The following is an 18,665-nucleotide window of genomic DNA, read 5'->3' on the forward strand; positions in this document are numbered from 1 at the left end:
TTGTTGCTTTTGGAGCTAACAATGACGACGTTTTTTCACTAAAAACGACTTCGCTTTTCCAAAATACGTATTGTAATAAAATTTATTAACAGTTAATAAATCCCCTTTAGAATTATACTATTTTAGCGGCTTATAAATCATCATTCTTAATATGTTAAAGCAATTTTCGGCAGTATTGCCATTTGTACTTTTGGGCATGGTATCGTGCCAGTCAAAACCAACATCGACAGATAAAACTACTGCCGATAGCGCTAAAACAACAACCGAAGAATCTGCATCGGCCCCGGTAAAACTATCAACCAATCCAATTGATAAAGCTGCCATTTTAGCCCGCAAACAGGTGCCTATAGTTTGTTACCACCAGATCCGCGACTGGAAGGCAACCGACTCTAAAAACGCTAAAGATTACATTGTACAAATAGCTGCTTTTAAAGAGCACATGAAAATGTTGGCAGACAGCGGTTACCACACCATCCTGCCAGATCAATTGTACAATTACCTGGTGGCTGGTGCGCCGCTCCCTAAAAAACCCATCATGTTAACATTTGATGATACCGATGTTGATCAATTTACTATTGCCGCGCCAGAGATGAAGAAATACGGTTTTAAAGGTGTTTTCTTTGTGATGACGGTGTCTATAGGGCGCCCGCATTACATGACCACAGAGATGATCAAAAAATTATCTGATGATGGTAACGTAATATCAAGCCACACCTGGGACCATCACCGCGTAGACAAATACTCGCATAACTCTAACCTGGTTATCAAAGGCCTTAATGGTAAGATCACTAACCGCCCTGTTGACGACTGGGTTACCCAGATAGATAAGCCTACCAAAAAGCTGGAAGAAATTACCGGTAAAAAAATCCAGTACTTTGCCTACCCGTTCGGCGTTTGGAAAAAACCGGTATTGCCGGAGCTTGACAAAAAAGGCTTTAAAATAGCTTTCCAGTTAGCTGATAAACGCGACCCTGATTACCCGTTGCTAACAGTTCGCCGGATCTTGGATAGCGGTTACTGGAGCACCAAAACGTTTGGCAATAGCGTAAGAAATAGTTTCTAAACTTACAAACCGATATTTTAAACCCTCTTTTTCGTAACAGAAAAGAGGGTTTTCTTGTTCATATAAATTCTTATTTATAAAGGATGACAATTACCCTGCGCTCCTGTACATAACGTTGGCTACCGCTTTTACAGCCTGCAACTATAAGCCCCAAACAAATGCAGTTAATCAAACCGAGATATTTAAACAGGTTATTAATGAGCATTTCCGTTACCTGAACGACCATGCCTCAAGAGCCTCGTTGCCCAATATGGCGATAAAGCCAAGATAACTACTACTGACTGGGATGGTGAAAATATTGGCCCAAAAGGCGCCGATGAGATCTTCCACCAGGTATTTTATGTGTCGCCAGATGCGAGGTATTTGGTTGATAACATCATCAATACAGATTCGACTGTGGTGGTGGAGTATGATGTGGTTGGCCTAAAAGAGAAATCCGGCAGCCCCGTGCGTTACGATATCCACAGCGCCGGTATCTTTAAGATAAAAGATAACAAAATTGTTGGAGAGGCTACTTATTCAAATTCAAAGTTGTACCATAACAGGTAGTGCAACCATAATATTTACACGGTATACCGATAAGCAACAGCTACGTGGGATTTAAAACAAGAAAGCCTTTCCAAAATGGAAAGGCTTTTCTTTTTTATAAATTCTCGCCTGCGGGGCCCTGCCCTTTATTTGAAGGGTTTTCGTCTGACGGGTTCTCTAACTCTTCGTTGTCATTGTCGGGTGTAACGGTCGGTATCTCTTTGGCAAGGTCGTTATTATCCTTTTCCTGCTTTAGGGTATCGTTACCTACATTAGCAACATTTCCTGCTGTATCATGATTCTGACCCTGGCCATTGGCTCTGTCAAATCCTTCTGGTTTATTTTCCATAATATATAGGTGGTTATTTAGATTCTACTGTTTCTTCTTCTTTAGCGGTTACAAAGGCAATGGCCTCATCCAGTTGATGTGAGCTATAACCTTTTGATTTGCCTGGCACAAAGTGGGTAAATGCGTTAGTAAACCATTGTACGCTTTTCTGGTCGCTCACTACGGCTATTTTGTTCCATTTGGTAAAGTTTTTCAGGCCCATTTTAATATCGTCCCACCAGGCACCGGCGGTCCAATTTTGCACGTCTGTTTCCAGTACAAGCAAGTAGTTGATCTCACCCTGGCGCGCCACTAGTTCTTCGATGCGGGGTAATAAAACGGTTTCCAGATCTTGTTTGGTCACCTCGCCTATTGCATGTATGCCAACTACGTGAGGTTCCAGGTCATTTATAAATTGTAGCATGATAGTTTCGTTTACGTAATCCTACCAAAAGCCATACCATTGTTTAAAAAGAAATTTATTTAATGCCTATTTAAAGCGCGCAAGAGCAGTACTATCTTCAAAAACAATGGTTTATATTATCTTTGTGCCATGCAGCAAAACCTGTCGGTATATTCGCAAATGATAAAAACCGAGGCTAAAAACCTGGGCTTTTTGTTTTGCGGCATAGCGAGGGCAGCGTTTTTAGAAGATGAGGCCCCACGGTTGGAAAACTGGCTCAACAAAGGTATGCACGGCGAAATGAAGTACATGGAAAACTACTTCGATAAACGCCTGGACCCGCGTTTACTGGTAGATGGCGCTAAATCCGTTATCTCCCTTGGGCTAAATTATTATACCGATACCACACAGTTAGACCCATCGGCACCAAAGATCTCTAAATATGCTTACGGTGCTGATTACCATAGTGTAATTAAGGATAAGCTAAAGCAGTTATTGGAGATCATTAACCAAAAAATTGGAGAGGTTGGCGGCCGGGCGTTTGTAGATTCGGCACCTGTTTTGGACAAGGCATGGGCTAAAAAAGCAGGCATGGGATGGGTTGGTAAAAACAGTAACCTCATTAGCAAGCAGGCAGGTTCATTCTTCTTTTTAGCAGAACTGATCATAGACATCGAACTGGAGTACGATATTGAGCCTACTGCCGACCATTGCGGCACCTGCACTCGCTGCATAGATGCCTGCCCTACCGATGCCATAGTTGGCCCTTATGTGGTTGATGGCAGCAGATGTATCTCATACCTCACCATCGAATTAAAGAACGAGATCCCTCAGGAGTTTAAAGGCAAAATGGATAACTGGATGTTCGGCTGCGACATTTGCCAGGATGTTTGCCCCTGGAACCGCTTCTCCGTAATCCACAGCGAACCTTCTTTTACCCCACACCAAGAACTTCACGGATTAAAAAAAGAGGACTGGGAGGAGATCACCACCGATGTATTCCAAAAGGTATTTAAAAATTCGGCCGTAAAACGCACCAAATTTGACGGTCTAACGAGGAATATTCAGTTTTTAAAAGAAATATAATTAATAACCGTTATTGCGAGGTACGAAGCAATCTTTTTAGGACGATTATACGCCATGCAAAACGGACTTGCTTAAAGAGATTGCTTTGTACCAACGACGCGAATGATGGAGGCGAGCGGAGAAACTAATCAATATTGCCTACCGCTAATCTCTATTTCCCTTTCCCAAACTTCATGGCCAGCTGTGCCAGCATATCTTCATCCACCGGTTTGGCGGGTTCTTCTTTCTTTTTAAATGGCTGCGCGTTTAGCTGCGGACTGCTTTTTGGGCTATTGTTTTGGAAAGCAGGCTTTGGTGCTTGTTGCTGCGCGGGTGCTGCTGCCGGTTGCGCAGGTTTGGCTTGCTGGCGCTCGGCTACCCTTTTAGCATTCCAGCGTTTGTAGATCTCTTCCAGCTTACGCTTGGTGTACAACGGAAAATCGCCCTGCATCATCCAGGAGTAGTAGCTTGGCTCTGCGGTAAGTACATCCTCTACCCTTTTACCTTTGTGCTTGCCAAAGTTTATGGTTTCTTCGCCTTGCTCGTTATAAACCATGCGGCCGGCAAAATCAACCGGGCGGCTTAGGTTTGTAAATTTGTGTAACGCCTCCACATCACCTACTACAGGTGTGCTTTTGTTGCCCTTTTTATCTTCCCACTCGTGGTTCTCGTAACGCTCTATCTGCGCAAGCAAAACTTCCATTGTTGCGCGGGTATCAGCCTCGGCCGAGTGCGCGTTGATGATCTGCTTATCGCAATAAAACTGATAAGCAGCCCTTAGGGTACGCTGCTCCATCTGGTGGAAAATATTTTGCACATCCACAAAATGGCGGTTATCAAGGTCGAACTGTACGCCTGCGCGTAAAAATTCTTCCATCAGCATGGGTATATCAAACTTGTTAGAATTGTATCCAGCGAGGTCGCTATCCTGTATAAAATCGGCTATTTGCTGGCCAAGTTCATGAAACTGTTTTTCCTCTTTAATGTGCTCATCATAAATACCATGTACTAACGATGATTCTAAAGGGATGGGGATACCCGGGTGTACACGCAAGGTTAGTACATCCTCGCTGCCATCGGGGTTAAGTTTAATAACAGAGATCTCTACTATACGGTCGGCGCCAATATTGGTACCGGTAGTTTCCAGGTCGAAAAAGGCCAGGGGCCGTTTTAATTGTAATTTCATTTTTGCTTATCAGTAGTACAAAGGTGGTAAAACTCTTAAAATTATCGGCACACTATTTTTGGTGTAATATGTCGGGATAATTTCTTATTTTCAGGTCAAGAGAATACAACCTGAACTACATGAACAAATTTTTACTTAACCTGCTGGTATTCATTTCATTTGCAACACTGGCATCCGCTCAAGACTTCTCTTATGGTAAATTCACCATCGAGGAAATGCACCTGAAAAATTACAAAAATGATACATCAGCCCATGCTTTTGTACTAAACGAGTTCGGCTCATCGCGCATTGATATTGCTGCCGATGATCACCTTAAGATTTTTTTTAAGTATCACACCAAAATCAAAATACTGGATACCAAGGGTTTTAATAAGGGCAACGTAGCTATCTCGTTTTATGATAGTGATGATACACACGATGAAGTTATTGACATTAAGGGCGTAACTACTTACACAGATGAAAACGGCGCAGTGCAAATCGCCGAACTGGAGCATTCTAAAATATACACCACTACCGATAATAAGTATTGGAAAACCATGAAGTTTGCCATGCCAAACCTACGCCCCGGCTGTATAGTTGAATATACTTACACAAAATTGATACAAGGTTTTGGAAGGCTGCCGTCATGGGATTTCCAGGATGATATCCCAAAAGCATATTCTGAGTACGAAGTGCATATCCCAGCTTTTTGGACCTTTAACGCCATGATCCGCGGCCCTCTAAAACTCACCAAAAGCAAGGCCGATATTGAAAAGGAATGCTTTAGCAGCCACGGTTCTAAATGCGATTGTTCGTATTTAACTTATGGCATGGCCGATATCCCGGCATTTATCGAAGAAGATTTTATGACCTCGTCAAAAAACTTTTTGTCGGCCGTATATTTTAACCTGGAGGAATGGACAAACCCTTACAGCGGGGTAAAAATTAAAGAAACCAAGGAATGGAAGGACATCGATTACAATTTCAAACACGGCGATTACTTTGGCTCGCAGATAAAAAAGAATCTCCTAAATCCTTACATAGGCCCGGTAATAGCAGGCAAAACCACCGAGATGGATAAAGCCGTAGCCATTTATCGATACATCCAAAAAAACATAAAGTGGAACGACATTTATTCGCGCGGCAGCGATGGTGTGAAAAAAGCCCTTGATAAGCACACCGGCGATGTAGCCGATATAAACTTAGCGCTGGTAGCCGCGCTAAATTCGGCGGGGATAAAAACGGATGCGGTTTTACTGTCCACCCGTGGCAACGGTTTGCTAAACACGCTTTACCCGGTAGAGAATGAGTTTAACTATGTGATTGCCAAAACCACCATAGGTACCGAAACTTACCTGCTTGATGCTACCGACCCCCTGCTTCCGTTTGGGATGCTGCCGGTGAAATGCCTTAATGATAAGGGCCGTGTAATGAGCCTTGATAAGCCATCGTACTGGATAGACCTGGTTGCAAAACAAGTTCAAAACACCACAAGTAATTTAAACCTTACCTTGCAAGCCAACGGTAAACTTAAAGGTACTATCACCACCTATTCTATGGGTTACGCTGCTTACAACAAACGGAAAGAGATCAAAAAATTCAACACCACCGACGAATATGTAGAAAACCTCGACGAAAAACTGGTGCGGACGAAGATCCTGAAATCGACCCTGACCAATGTAGACAGCCTTGATAAACCACTTGGCGAGATCTACGAGGTAGAGATTGACGTATTTGACAACCTTAACCATAACCGCCTGGCGTTTAACCCGGTTTTGTTTGACAGGCATACCACCAATCCTTTTAAATTGCAGGAGCGCACATACCCGGTAGATTGGGGCGTATCATCAAACGACAGGTACACCCTAACCATGGCACTACCCGCCGGCTATGCAATTGAAAGTTCGCCGCAACCTGCAGGTGTAGCACTTCCTAATAACGGCGGTAAATTTTTAACGGAGTTTAGCGGCGCCGATAATGTATTCACTTATTCTAATGTTATACAGTTCACCAAATCTGTTTATACGCCCGAAGAATACCCTTATCTGAAGGAATTATATAATAAAATAATATCGTCTGAAAAGGCCGAGATAGTGATCAGGAAAAAGTGATGAAAAAGGTTTTAACCGTACTGTTTTTATTAGGTTGTGCCATTGGGTCGAGTGCACAGTCAAGTTATGAAGTAAGCAAAATCCCGAAAGAGCTGCTGCCCTATGCAAGCGCCATTATCCGCGATGAAAATATTTATACCCAGGTTGATGGCGGCAACACACTGTACCATATTAAAAAAGCCATTACTGTATTAAACAAAAATGGCGACGACCTTGCACATATTGTAGTTTGGTACGATAAAAGCAACGTGATAAAAGGCATTAAAGGCACTGTTTATGATGAGTTTGGCAAGCTTAGCAGCAAATTCTCTGAAAAGAACTTCGAAGACCAGGACGCCTCTAACGATTTCTCGTTATTTGAAGACTCGCGGGTAAAGCATTATATCCCGTCTATTGGCTCATATCCTTACACCATTGAGTATGAGTATGACCTTAAATCAAAACAAACTTTAAACATCAGGGATTGGAAGCCTAACCCATACCCGGGTTTGGCGGTAGAAAAAAGCTCGTACACATTTGCTTGCAAGCCCGATTTTACAATCAGGTATAAAGAAATTAACATGCCTGCAAAAATGGTAGCCGGCTATACCAAAGATGGAATTAAAACCTACACCTGGCAGCTAAACAATCTTAAAGCTGGACGTAACGAACCCTATAGCCCTATCAAAGACACCTACCTGAGCACCGTAAAGATAGCCCCAAAAAACTTTGTTTACGCAGGCATCAGCGGCAGTTTCATCAACTGGGAGCAACTTGGCCGCTGGAATTATGAGAAGCTATTAGCCAACAGGCAGGCACTTCCCCCCGCTACCATTGCACAGGTAAAAGAACTTACCAAAGGCATTACCGATGTTAAGCAAAAGGCAAAAAAGATCTACGAATACATGCAGGGTAAAACCCGCTACATAAGTGTACAGGTGGGCATCGGCGGCTACCAACCATTTTTAGCCGGCGATGTAGACAGGCTTAGCTATGGAGATTGTAAAGCCCTGGTGAATTATACGCAGGCACTACTAAAAGCGGCGGATATTCCATCCTGGTATTGCGTTGTAGAGGGCGATAACGCCAAAATAAGTATGCTTGATGATTTTGCAAGCATGGGCCAGGGTAACCATGTGATACTATGCATTCCTTTAAAAAACGACACCACATTTTTGGAGTGCACCAATCAAAAGATCCCCTTTGGTTTTTTGGGCGACTTTACCGATGACCGCACTGTGTTGGCCTGCACACCCGAAGGCGGCAAACTGATACATACACCCAAATATACCGCGGCTGAGAACTTGCAAACCCGCAAAGCCAACCTTGTAATTGCAGCAGATGGCGAACTTAGCGGCAACATGGTTACCATATATAAAGGCACGCAATACAATAATCCCGAAAGTTTAGTTGACGAAACGGCGAAAGAACAAGTAAAGGCACTGCAAAAGATGTACCCGCATATCAGCAACCTTAATGTAGAAAAGCTGGACATTAAGGAGGATAAAAAAGAAATGCCCGTAGCTATGGAAACAATTCAACTAAGCGCCCGCGATTTTGCATCGGCAGATAACGGGAAGCTTTACTTTTCGCTTAACCCGGTAAACCGCAGCGGCAGTATCCGCGATGTGCGCAACCGTACCAATCCTGTTTATATTAATCGTGGTTATGTAGATGAGGATGAAATAGTTTACACCCTGCCCGCAGGTTACAAACCCGACATGGAGCCGCTTAATGTAAGCATGAGTAAAGCATTCGGTAAATTCAAGATGAGCACTGTATTTGCGGATGGCAAGCTAACCTTTAAGCGCCGTGTGGAACTGATTGATGGAACCTATACTAAAGAAACCTATCCCGACCTGGTAACTTTTTACCAGGAGATTGCCGATACCGACAATTACAACATGGTGCTGGTGAAAAGCAATTAACTGAATATAATGATACCCAAGATTATACCCACTATCATAATCACATATAATAGGATCTCGTTACCGGCGTAACGCTTATATTTAGTCCAGAAAGAGTAATCGTTTTTAGGCTCTGCCATTGGCACAAAAATATCAATTATAATTTAAGCAATGGCTATTCATCTACCTGCGCCGTAGTTGTATGGCTGATAGACCCACCCCGCGAAAAGAATTTATAGATGCCATTATCATGCAGGCGGGCTACCAAAACGCCCTTGCGGGTACTGGCGTGCACAAAATAACCGTTTTGCAAGTACACCCCAACGTGGCTAAACTGCTTGCCGTCAAAATCAAAGAAAACAAGGTCGCCTTCTTTTAATTCTTCTTCAAATTTACGTTTGATAACATTTACCTGCATGGCGCATGTACGTGGCAAGGGCTGGTCGTAAACCTGTAATTGAAGCAGCGATACCAGGCCCGAGCAATCCACACCATCCTTACCCATACCGCCAAAACGGTAAGGGACGCCAAACCATTCTTCTATAAAGCTATATAGGCGGCCATTCTGGATCTCGTTGCGCTTTACCCCCATTAATTCCGAATACTTCTCCGCTATTTCCTTATCAGGCTTCACCATTACATAGGGGCCGTTTTGGGCAAGGTCGGCGGTATTCCTAACCGTTAATTTTTTGGAGTGACAGGCCGATAAAATGATAGCAGCGACAAAAAATAGCAAGAAGCGCGAATGGCGTGGTTTCAGCATAGCCTAAAGATATTAGTAAACACTTACACGTTACAAGCGGATGTTATAAACATATTAACAGGTGAATGTGCGGATGTGCAAATATGCAGATATGCAAATGAGCTTTATCTGCATATCTGCACATCTAAAATCCGCACATCTAACCTATCCCTTTATCACCCTTTGTATCTCATCCAGTTTCATCAGGGCTTCAACCGGGGTTAGGGTATTTACATCAAGGTTGTTCAGCGTATCGCGGATCTTTACCAATACCGGGTCATCTATCGAGAACATTTGCATTTGCACAGCTTGTTTCTGCACTTTGCGGATGCTTTCTTTGATATGCTCGCCGCCGGTGCGTTCATTTTCGAGTTTTTTCAAGATCTCGTTGGCGCGGCTCAATACTTTTTGCGGCATCCCGGCCAGCTTAGCAACATGGATCCCGAAGCTATGCTCGCTGCCTCCGGGTACCAGTTTGCGTAAGAAGATGATCTGCTGCCCAACTTCTTTAACCGATACATTGAAGTTTTTGATGCGGTTGAAACTGTTGCTTAGTTCATTCAACTCGTGATAGTGGGTTGCAAACAGTGTTTTTGCCTTCGCTGTCGGGTGGTTATGCAGGTATTCACCTATGGACCATGCGATGGAGATCCCATCATATGTTGAGGTGCCGCGGCCTATCTCATCCAGCAGTATCAAACTGCGGTCGCTAAGGTTATTGAGGATGCTGGCGGTCTCGTTCATCTCCACCATAAAGGTAGATTCGCCCGACGATACATTGTCCGATGCCCCTACCCTTGTAAAGATCTTATCTACCAAACCAACCGACGCGGCCTTGGCAGGCACGAAACAGCCCATCTGCGCCATGAGTACAATAAGGCCTGTCTGCCTTAGCAAAGCCGACTTACCCGCCATGTTGGGCCCGGTAATAATGATGATCTGCTGCGAATCTGAATCCAGGAAAACATCATTAGTGATATATTCCTCGCCCAACGGCAGGTTTTTTTCAATCACGGGGTGGCGGCCACCTTTTATATCCAGCACGCGGCTCTCGTTCACATCCGGTTTAACGTAATAGTTTTTGATGGATATGGTGGCAAAATTTAGCAGTACATCCAAACGGGCTATCAGGATAGCGTTCAGCTGAATGGGTTTAATATATTCTGCAAGAGCATACAGCAGGTCGTTGTAAAGCTTGGTTTCCAGCACCAGGATCTTTTCTTCGGCACCTAAAATCTGCTCCTCGTATTCTTTCAGTTCGGGGGTAATATAACGTTCGGCATTTACCAAGGTTTGCTTTCGGATCCATTCTGTAGGCACCTTTTCGCGGTGAATGTGCGTTACCTCCAGATAATATCCAAACACATTATTGAACGAAACTTTAAGCGAAGGAATGCCTGTAGCCTCTGCCTCGCGTTTCTGGATCTCCAGCAAATAACCTTTACCACCGAAGGCGATCTTGCGCAAGCGGTCCAGTTCCTCATTAATGCCCTCGTTCATTACCGAACCTTTTACCATCATTACAGGTGGCTCGGGGTGCAGTTCGCGGGCTATCTTTTCAGATATGGAAACACACGGGTTTAGCTGCTCGCCTATCGCCCGCATCGGCTCGCTTGCCGATTCCATCGTGAGTTTCTTAATGCTCTCGATAGCGATCAATGCTTTTTTTAGCTGGCAGACTTCGCGAGGGTTAGCTTTTTGCAGGCCTATTTTAGAGATCAGCCTTTCCAGGTCACCAATCTGGCGAATCTGGTTTTGCAGGTCTTCGCGCAGTTCTTCCTGTGCTATCAGATATTCCACTACGCCAAGGCGGTCTTGTATGGGCTTAATTTCTTTGAGCGGCATCACTATCCAGCGGCGGAGCATCCTTGCGCCCATCGGCGAACAGGTATGGTCTAGCACATCAACCAAAGTCAACGCGTTCTCATTGCTCGAGCCCACCAACTCCAGGTTGCGGATGCTGAACCTATCCAACCACAGGTAGCGGTCTTCCTCTATCCGGCCAATGGCCGAGATATGTTGCAGGTTGCGGTGCTCGGTCTCGTTCAGGTAATGCAGCGCAACACCGGCAGCCACGATGCCTAAATTCAGTTTATCGATACCAAAACCTTTCAGCGATTTTACACCGAAGTGCTTTAGCAACGTCTCGTGAGCGTAATCGCCGCTGTAAGGCCATTCGTCCAGGGTGTAAGTATAGAAACGGTCGCCGTAAGTATCCTTAAAGTCGTGCTGGCGGCTTTTTGGGAAGATGATCTCGCTGGGGACGTAGCTTTGCAGCAATTTATCAATATAACTTGTACTACCCTGTGCCGCCAGGAACTCGCCTGTAGAAATATCTATCAGGGCGATGCCGACGCTGTTTTTCTCAAAGTACAGCGAAGCCAGGTAATTGTTGCTCTTTTGTTGCAGGATGTTATCGCTGGTGGCAACGCCGGGGGTAACCAGTTCGGTTACGCCACGTTTTACAATGGTCTTGGTCGTTTTAGGATCTTCCAACTGGTCGCAAATGGCGACACGCTGGCCGGCACGTACCAATTTTGACAAATAGGTATCCAGCGAATGGTGCGGAAACCCTGCCAGTTCGATATGCGTTGCTGCGCCATTGGCACGGCGGGTAAGCGTAATGCCCAAAATACCCGAAGCTTTTATGGCATCGGCACCAAAGGTTTCGTAAAAATCGCCCACGCGGAACAGCAACAGAGCACCGGGGTACTTAGCCTTTATGGCGTTGTATTGCTGCATTAAGGGGGTTTCTTTGGTTTCGCTCTTGGCCAAGGGTGTGTGCTTTTTAATAATCTGCTAATTTAATTCATTGCCCTCGTAATACCGGGATTGTGGAAAAGTTAAAGGGATGTGGAGAGAAGAAGTTGAAAGTAAAAAGTTAAAAGTCGAAAGTAAAATTTGCAAGTCGTTATTTCATTTTATGTACTGTCCCACTTTTTATGACAGGCAAGTGGGACAGTAGTTTATTGTGCTAAAAATCAATGCGTTACGAAATATCAAATTTAGCACTTAGTTAAAGTACAAGTTTATATTAATATAGTTAAAATATTTATAATCAAATATTTAAATGAAATGTATAGCATGTCTTGTTTTCAAAAAAATGGTACAGTGTGGAACACCGTGAGACACCCTCAAATTACAGCCTTAACCCACGACCATTTAGGATAAGCCTAATGCATGCATGGCGGCTTTTTAGTAACGACACCAACAAAGGCATCTAAAATGATGCAGCATAAAAAGGGTGAAATTTGAGTATTTATTAAGTATCAAATTGAATAACTGCATATTATTTACTCTCCAATATCCTCCGCAATGTTAAGCTTATTCTCGCTTCATTGTTATTTGATTTAGGAATTGCGTGCTGCCATACCCTTTGTACGCTTTGTTTCATATATAGGAGCGACCCTGTAGCTAAGCTATAATCAATTAATGTTTCGTTATCTTGTATGTTTCTAAACCTTAACGTCCGGGTTGCGCCTAACGATACGATTACAACGCCTGTTCCGTCTTCCAAAATATCGGTCTGGTCAGCATGGAACCCCATTTTCGATTCCCCGTTCGGATAATAATTTATCAGGCAGTTATTCGGCTCAAAGCCAATTACCATATTCACACTGTCGCAAATTTTCGTTAACTCAGGTAACATTTTCCGATAAGGATAATTCATTTGAGAATAATTGTAAGCTACGCCATAACTTGCCGTTTTCCTCGCTTTCACTCTTATATCCCACTCCTCGTGTTGTTCTAAATAAACAAACAATTCTTGGTCGGCAAATATAAAGTCATTAATATAAGTTACACCTTCAATCATAATTAACAGTTTTTTTATTTTATACAAAGACCACTCGTCTCTGCGCCCATAGGTATTCTCACCAAAAAACTAAGGACGAGCCTTACACATGCATGGCGGCTTGTTGGTGACAACACCAACAAGGGCTCCGTAAATACCTAAAATCTAACTCTCCGTTAGCTATTCTCCAGTTCCGCCTTTTCTTCATAGGTAAGGTTTAGTTCCTCGGCTATGGTATCAACCTTTGGCCTAAGTATTATAAAATATACGATGATTGCACCCGATATCAACAAGAATATAAAATTGGACGTCAAGAAATAGCTTACGATGCAAAAGAGAGATGCACCTTCTAACAACGCGTACCGTATGATCAATGCCGATTGGTAAGCCATCATTTTTTCGACAAAGGTTTCCTTTTTGGCAGCAACGTTTACCACCTGTTTATAGATCAGGTTGCCGACAAAGAAACCCATTATAGCCAATATCAGCGCGATGATAAGGAACTGGTTATCCCTGGATGTATCTACCTTAATATTTTTATTAATGAAAAGGGTTACCCCGGCAAACAACACCTGGCCGGCAAGCAATGCCATATGAACAAGCCTGGCTATTTTAAAACTTGGTTTTAAGTTGTTTTGTGACGTTTGGTTATAGTTCATAAGGTTCGGTAATTTGACGCAGTTTAAGCAATTGACGCGACAGTTACAAGCCCCACGCTCTCCGACCAATTTATTCCCTCCGGCTGTTTGGCGCAAAGAAAACGACCAAAGAAAACGCCACGTCAAAGCGAAGCTTCCGCCCGACCTGTCAGTTCTTAACGCTTTATCCCGCATGTGCGAGTCCGAAGGCTAAACTGTTATTCCGCCATACACCATGCCCGCCCGCTTTGACGTTTGGGCCATGTTTTTCCGCTTAATCCCGGTTCAGACCTCGCTTTAAGGATATCAGTTAAAGTTTTCACACGTTATCAAAGGCAGCGAAAGTTGCACAAGCAGTAGTTTTCCCCTTTTAAGGGGAAGGCAGTGGCATTGCCAATATCATTAACATTCATAAGGGGTCAGACCGAATTGATACTTGGGCAAAGTGAAATTTGCGTTAAGGATAGCAGTGGAAACCCCGGAATGGAGGACTGCCCCTATCGGCAGGCCAGAATGAGGAGTTGCAACGGATAGCCTGGCCGCTTCTATCAGCGGCAACGCCCAGGTTCGGTTAGCCGTTGATAGTTTGCAGTAAGCACAAAGGGCACGAAGTATTTGCTCCGTGCCCTTTGTGAAAATATTTTGTCCTTCGTTATAAAATTACACCACCTTAACCTCTTTGCTTCTGCGTAATATCGACATGAAGAAACCGATAACCATGATGATAGTACCTGACCACAGTAAGTTTATGTATGGGAATTCGATGGCTTTCAATACGATGAATTTCTTTTTGCTTTCGGGTTGCTGGTAAACGGTTATTTCTACCTTACCATCGGCCATGGTTTTGCCCGGGATAATCTTGGTGAAACGCAGTTTTAAGCCTGCATCTTCCAGTTTTTTACCAAAATCAAACACGGCGCGGCCTTTTATCATATAAACGGGTTCGCTTTGGTATTTTTTACCGTGTGTAGTAATTTCCAATTGCGCGCCTACGGCTATGTCTTTATCTGTAATTGGGATATTTTGCAGTTTAACGTTCTTGTTTAAGCCTTTCAGCACAATGATACCGTCGCGGTAAGCCATGGTGTCGCCAACGGCTATTTCGTGGGCTACAGGCGCGTCATATTTCTTATCGTCGTTTTCATCGCCATGCTGTCCTTCTTCCTCTTTTGGCCCGGTGGTGATCACGTTTGTCATGGTAATGTGGGTGTACAGGTCATGAAACAGGTAATGCTTGGTATCCGGCGTTGACGACATGCCGCCCTGCGCCTGGATCACGTTAGGCCTAAGCGTAAAAGCTTCGGTTTGCTTGCCATCTTTAAGGCGCTTGTAATCGATATTAAAGAAATGGCTTGCTCCTTCAACGGTATCGCTGGTAAAAGTTACCATATATTCGCCCATTTTAAGGGGCTCGTTCTTGTAGAGCAGGATATTTTCTTTAGGGTTTTCGTCTTTAGCAAAATCCGCGCTGTATTGCTCGCCGGTAAGGTTTTCTGATACAACACTTTTAGTACCTGCGGATATCAAAGCGCCCACCAATAACAGGCCGAAACCAATATGCGCAACTGCCGAACCGGCCAGTTTAAATTTGCCTTTAACAGCATCAGCCAGGATCTTACCGTTACCTACAATGGTATAAACCGAGCAAAACATCACAATAATGAATACGAAATGCAACTTGTAAAAGCCGGTTGCATATACGATCAAAGCGGTGATCAGCGCGGCAAAACCGAAGTACACCAACGTGGTAATGAAGAAACGGGTAGTATCGGTCTTTTTATATTTCAGGAATTGTGCGAAACCGCTTAGTAAAGCGATGATGACCGCGAACGATGCCTGGATAACGTTGTAATGTTTAACAGGATCTGTAGGTGGGGCAAGCTTGGTGCCGAACATCAGGTTCCAAACCGGAACGGAGGTTACGATCACGAGGTGGAAACACGACAAGCCAAGGAAGATAGCACCAACGAACATCCAAAATTCGCGCGAGTAGGTTTCTTCGTCCTTCTTGGTGATCGGCATTGCCTTAAAGCGGCTAACCAGCAGGTAAATGGTGATACCCAAAAACACAAATATACCGATAACCAACTGCCAGAACAGGCCAAGATCGGTAAAGGCGTGTACAGATGATTCGCCCAGTACCCCGCTCCTTGCCAGGAACGACGAATACCAAACCATTACAAATGCTACCAGCGTTAAAAACGTGGCGGTAAAGTACGAATGGCCTGTATTTTTATAAACGATCATGACGTGCACCGCAGCAACCAATATCAACCAGGGGAAGATAGAAGCGTTCTCTACCGGGTCCCATGCCCAAAAGCCACCAAAGTTTAATGATTCATACGCCCAAAACGAGCCCATAATAACACCGGTGCCCAATACCATACACGAAAACAAAGCGTAAGGAATAGCGGGTTGCACCCACTCTTTAAAGCGCCTTGTCCATAACCCGGCCACCGCGTAAGCGAATGGAACAACCAATGATGCCGAACCTAAGAACAGCGTTGGCGGGTGGATGATCATCCAGTAATTTTGCAGCGAAGGGTTCATTCCCTTGCCGTCTTTTATAAAGCTAAGGTAATTCGGATTTTGAAAGATAGGCCCTTCGATGCCCGAGCTGCGCAGCAACATAAACGGCGAGCTGCCAATATGCGCGCTGCCAATTTGCAGGCCCAGTATCATAGTGCCCAACACCACCTGCGATAAGGCAAGTGTAGTCATCACCGGTTTCTCCCATGATTTTGCTTTCCAGATCAGGATATTACCCAATACGGCTTCCCAAAACATCCATAGTAAAAAGCCACCCTCTTGTCCGTTCCAAAAACCCGAAATAAGGTAGTAAACAGGCAACTCTTTAGAGGTGTATGACCATGCGTAGTGATATTCAAAATAGTGATGGTAAAGGATATAGAACAGGCAAATGCCCATCCCTACAATGGCTACGGTATTTAACAGGTAGCCCATGCGGCCAAGTCGCAACCAGGAGTTATCACTATTAGCAACTTTCTCTTGCGTGGCGAAAAAATAACAGATAAAAGAAAAAAGGGCTGCCCCGAATGCAAGTACGACAAAAAACTGGCCCAGCTGCCCGGGTAACAGGTGCTCGCCTTTAAAAACTATATCCATTAAAAAATTCTAATTATATATTGGCGCTCTTTTTGGCGCTCACTTCGGTAACATTCAGTTTATTGTCTTTGTATTTAGACGGGCACTTCATCAAAATTTTAGAAGCATGAAACTCGCTGCCGGTCATTTTACCGGTAAGTACAATCTGCTCCGAACGCTCAAAATCTTCAGGCTTGGTACCGCTATACACTACCTTGCATTCCTCGCCTTTGTTATCTTTCATGTAAAAAGAGAAGTAGTTGGCATCCTTGGTTGCATCGTAAAACAATTCTTTAGTTTTGTTTAAACGTCCAACCACATGCAATTCACTTTTAGTGGTTTTTGCATCGTTAAAAGACCCGTAAGTACTTGTATTTGAATAGGTGCTGATAATAACCGCGATAGCGATAGCAATAACAACGATACCTATAATTGAGCTTTTCTTCATTAACTGATATTTTCCTGTATTACAGATTACAAAAATACAAAACGCAAAGCTAAATAAGTTTATTACAGGGGATATATGTTATTTAGAATTATTATTGATAATATCAGGTTAAAGGTTAAAGTGGAATGCTTAATATGATTGTTTGTTTTGATTTAATCTGACCAGTCTCTATTCACTATTCACTAATTACTAATAATGGCGTTGCCTATGGCCCGGGCTATCCGCTCATACGCCTGCAGGCATTACGCTTGAGGCCGGTATCCGCTTTTATCCCTAACGCAAAATTGTCTGAACCGGGTATTTATAGGATTATTACGATTTATTTGAGCCTGATGAGCCTAACGTTAACTCTCCTAAATGCGGCCTTAGCGCGTTGCGGATAGCACAGGCACTGCCTCACCACGCCCTTTAACAGCGACGCGGTACAGCCGCGTGTTTTTTCTTTGGTTCGTTTCTTTTTTGCGACAAAAAAGAAATGAAGATCCACAGGCTTAGCAATAACTCACTGCCGCACCTAACTAAGAAGTGATTTACGGCTCTGTACAGCAAAGAGATTGCTTCGTACCAATGACGGGGTTATAGATTTCTCATACTTTAATCTCTAAATAATCCTACCTTAGCCCTATTAAAATCTATTTATAAAATACCCACACATACAGTGCTGTTAAAAGCAATGTACCTTTTGTGCCAACCCATATCGGGCACGAACCATCAATTACTATTTACAATTTATAAAGAGAACACATGAAACCCATTCATACCGTCGCCCTTATTGGCGGCACCGGCAAGGCGGGTAAATACCTGCTAAAGCAACTATTACTTCAAAACTTCCGAATCAAATTGCTGCACCGCAAGCCCGAAACACTATACTTAAATAATTCGCTTATCGAGATCATCAAAGGAGACGCCCGCGATTATAACGCCATCTATACCCTGCTACAAGGGTGCGATGCAGTGTTAAGCTGCTTGAGTCAGCCCGTTGGCGAGCCCACCATTTTCAGCGATGCCACCCACAATATCCTGCAAGCGATGAAAGCCCATCATATCAGCAGGTACATTACCACGGCGGGATTAAATGTAGATACCCCTGCCGACCAAAAAAGCGAACCTACCCGGTTCGGTACAAAATGGATGTACGAGAATTTCCCGACTACAACCCAAGACCGTCAGGTAGAATACCAGCTGTTAGCAGATAGCGGAATTGACTGGACCATGGTGCGCCTCCCCCTCATCGGCCACACGGATGATATAAGCGAGATTAACGTCAGTTTGGTTGATTGCCCCGGCAACGGCATTAGTGCAACTAACTTGGGGTTGTTTATAATAGCGCAGATGAGGAGTAAAGAGTTTGTAAATCAGGCACCTTTTATTGCCGATAAGTAATTCTATT

14 protein-coding genes and 1 pseudogene are annotated in these 18,665 nt (G+C 43.9%); 6 read left to right on the forward strand and 9 right to left on the reverse strand.

All coding sequences use genetic code 11. The features are described 5' to 3' along the window. The first annotated feature begins 151 nt into the window (after positions 1-151). Together ACVW0P_RS07920 and ACVW0P_RS07925 are read left to right on the forward strand one after the other, a co-directional pair. The gene (locus tag ACVW0P_RS07920) at positions 152-1,063 is read left to right on the forward strand and encodes a polysaccharide deacetylase family protein (protein WP_457131595.1); all 912 of its coding nucleotides are present in this window, start codon (positions 152-154) and stop codon (positions 1,061-1,063) included. Between the two features lie 246 nt (positions 1,064-1,309). After that, positions 1,310-1,612: pseudogene (locus ACVW0P_RS07925) on the forward strand (nuclear transport factor 2 family protein); the annotation flags it as partial. Positions 1,613-1,706: 94 nt separating this feature from the next. On the opposite strand, the gene ACVW0P_RS07930 reads toward ACVW0P_RS07925, so the two are convergent. Together ACVW0P_RS07930 and ACVW0P_RS07935 are read right to left on the reverse strand one after the other, a co-directional pair. Further along, positions 1,707-1,940, reverse strand: a complete 234-nt coding sequence (locus ACVW0P_RS07930) for a hypothetical protein (RefSeq protein WP_457131596.1) — start codon at positions 1,938-1,940, stop codon at positions 1,707-1,709. A gap of 13 nt (positions 1,941-1,953) precedes the next feature. Then, a complete protein-coding gene (locus tag ACVW0P_RS07935; protein ID WP_457131597.1) occupies positions 1,954-2,343 on the reverse strand; it encodes an STAS/SEC14 domain-containing protein in 390 nt (129 codons plus the stop codon). 129 nt (positions 2,344-2,472) lie between these two features. Here ACVW0P_RS07935 and queG point away from each other — a divergent pair, with 129 nt between their 5' ends. Continuing rightward, complete coding sequence (gene queG / locus ACVW0P_RS07940; protein ID WP_457131598.1) at positions 2,473-3,408, forward strand: tRNA epoxyqueuosine(34) reductase QueG; 936 nt, start codon at positions 2,473-2,475, stop codon at positions 3,406-3,408. A gap of 151 nt (positions 3,409-3,559) precedes the next feature. Here the strand turns inward: queG and ACVW0P_RS07945 are convergent, their stop codons facing one another. Beyond that, a complete protein-coding gene (locus ACVW0P_RS07945; protein ID WP_354431046.1) occupies positions 3,560-4,573 on the reverse strand; it encodes an exonuclease domain-containing protein in 1,014 nt (337 codons plus the stop codon). Positions 4,574-4,692: 119 nt separating this feature from the next. On the opposite strand from ACVW0P_RS07945, the gene ACVW0P_RS07950 reads away from it, so the two are divergent. Together ACVW0P_RS07950 and ACVW0P_RS07955 are read left to right on the forward strand one after the other, a co-directional pair. Continuing rightward, positions 4,693-6,663, forward strand: coding sequence for a DUF3857 domain-containing protein (locus ACVW0P_RS07950; protein ID WP_457131599.1), 1,971 nt, complete (start codon positions 4,693-4,695; stop codon positions 6,661-6,663). Beyond that, entirely contained in the window at positions 6,663-8,570 is a 1,908-nt protein-coding gene (locus ACVW0P_RS07955; protein WP_457131600.1) for a DUF3857 domain-containing protein, read from the forward strand. Before ACVW0P_RS07950 ends, ACVW0P_RS07955 begins: the two co-directional genes overlap by 1 nt. Positions 8,571-8,724: 154 nt before the next feature. Here the strand turns inward: ACVW0P_RS07955 and ACVW0P_RS07960 are convergent, their stop codons facing one another. From ACVW0P_RS07960 to ACVW0P_RS07985, 6 genes are all read right to left on the reverse strand, one after another. Continuing rightward, positions 8,725-9,312: a C40 family peptidase gene (locus tag ACVW0P_RS07960; protein WP_457131601.1), complete on the reverse strand. Its 588-nt coding sequence runs from the start codon at positions 9,310-9,312 to the stop codon at positions 8,725-8,727. Between the two features lie 144 nt (positions 9,313-9,456). Continuing rightward, a complete protein-coding gene (gene mutS, locus ACVW0P_RS07965) occupies positions 9,457-12,066 on the reverse strand; it encodes a DNA mismatch repair protein MutS (protein ID WP_457131602.1) in 2,610 nt (869 codons plus the stop codon). A gap of 514 nt (positions 12,067-12,580) precedes the next feature. Beyond that, positions 12,581-13,105: an alpha-ketoglutarate-dependent dioxygenase AlkB gene (locus ACVW0P_RS07970; RefSeq protein ID WP_457131603.1), complete on the reverse strand. Its 525-nt coding sequence runs from the start codon at positions 13,103-13,105 to the stop codon at positions 12,581-12,583. 155 nt (positions 13,106-13,260) lie between these two features. Further along, positions 13,261-13,743: a hypothetical protein gene (locus ACVW0P_RS07975; protein WP_457131604.1), complete on the reverse strand. Its 483-nt coding sequence runs from the start codon at positions 13,741-13,743 to the stop codon at positions 13,261-13,263. Positions 13,744-14,382: 639 nt separating this feature from the next. Further along, entirely contained in the window at positions 14,383-16,848 is a 2,466-nt protein-coding gene (gene ccsA / locus ACVW0P_RS07980; protein WP_457131605.1) for a cytochrome c biogenesis protein CcsA, read from the reverse strand. 13 nt (positions 16,849-16,861) lie between these two features. Further along, positions 16,862-17,275, reverse strand: coding sequence for a cytochrome c maturation protein CcmE domain-containing protein (locus tag ACVW0P_RS07985; protein WP_457131606.1), 414 nt, complete (start codon positions 17,273-17,275; stop codon positions 16,862-16,864). A 744-nt stretch (positions 17,276-18,019) separates the two neighbouring features. Here ACVW0P_RS07985 and ACVW0P_RS07990 point away from each other — a divergent pair. Then, entirely contained in the window at positions 18,020-18,658 is a 639-nt protein-coding gene (locus ACVW0P_RS07990; RefSeq protein ID WP_457131607.1) for an NAD(P)-dependent oxidoreductase, read from the forward strand. Positions 18,659-18,665 lie beyond the last annotated feature (7 nt).

Source organism: Mucilaginibacter sp. UYNi724, from assembly GCF_054057495.1.

Coding starts and splice junctions, on each gene's coding strand:
- ccsA (WP_457131605.1), bottom strand. CDS start 16,848: ATGGATATAGTTTTTAAAGGCGAGCACCTGTTACCCGGGCAGCTGGGC.
- ACVW0P_RS07950 (WP_457131599.1), top strand. CDS start 4,693: ATGAACAAATTTTTACTTAACCTGCTGGTATTCATTTCATTTGCAACA.
- ACVW0P_RS07975 (WP_457131604.1), bottom strand. CDS start 13,743: ATGAACTATAACCAAACGTCACAAAACAACTTAAAACCAAGTTTTAAA.
- ACVW0P_RS07985 (WP_457131606.1), bottom strand. CDS start 17,275: ATGAAGAAAAGCTCAATTATAGGTATCGTTGTTATTGCTATCGCTATC.
- queG (WP_457131598.1), top strand. CDS start 2,473: ATGCAGCAAAACCTGTCGGTATATTCGCAAATGATAAAAACCGAGGCT.
- ACVW0P_RS07960 (WP_457131601.1), bottom strand. CDS start 9,312: ATGCTGAAACCACGCCATTCGCGCTTCTTGCTATTTTTTGTCGCTGCT.
- ACVW0P_RS07935 (WP_457131597.1), bottom strand. CDS start 2,343: ATGCTACAATTTATAAATGACCTGGAACCTCACGTAGTTGGCATACAT.
- ACVW0P_RS07955 (WP_457131600.1), top strand. CDS start 6,663: ATGAAAAAGGTTTTAACCGTACTGTTTTTATTAGGTTGTGCCATTGGG.
- ACVW0P_RS07930 (WP_457131596.1), bottom strand. CDS start 1,940: ATGGAAAATAAACCAGAAGGATTTGACAGAGCCAATGGCCAGGGTCAG.
- ACVW0P_RS07945 (WP_354431046.1), bottom strand. CDS start 4,573: ATGAAATTACAATTAAAACGGCCCCTGGCCTTTTTCGACCTGGAAACT.
- ACVW0P_RS07990 (WP_457131607.1), top strand. CDS start 18,020: ATGAAACCCATTCATACCGTCGCCCTTATTGGCGGCACCGGCAAGGCG.
- ACVW0P_RS07970 (WP_457131603.1), bottom strand. CDS start 13,105: ATGATTGAAGGTGTAACTTATATTAATGACTTTATATTTGCCGACCAA.
- ACVW0P_RS07920 (WP_457131595.1), top strand. CDS start 152: ATGTTAAAGCAATTTTCGGCAGTATTGCCATTTGTACTTTTGGGCATG.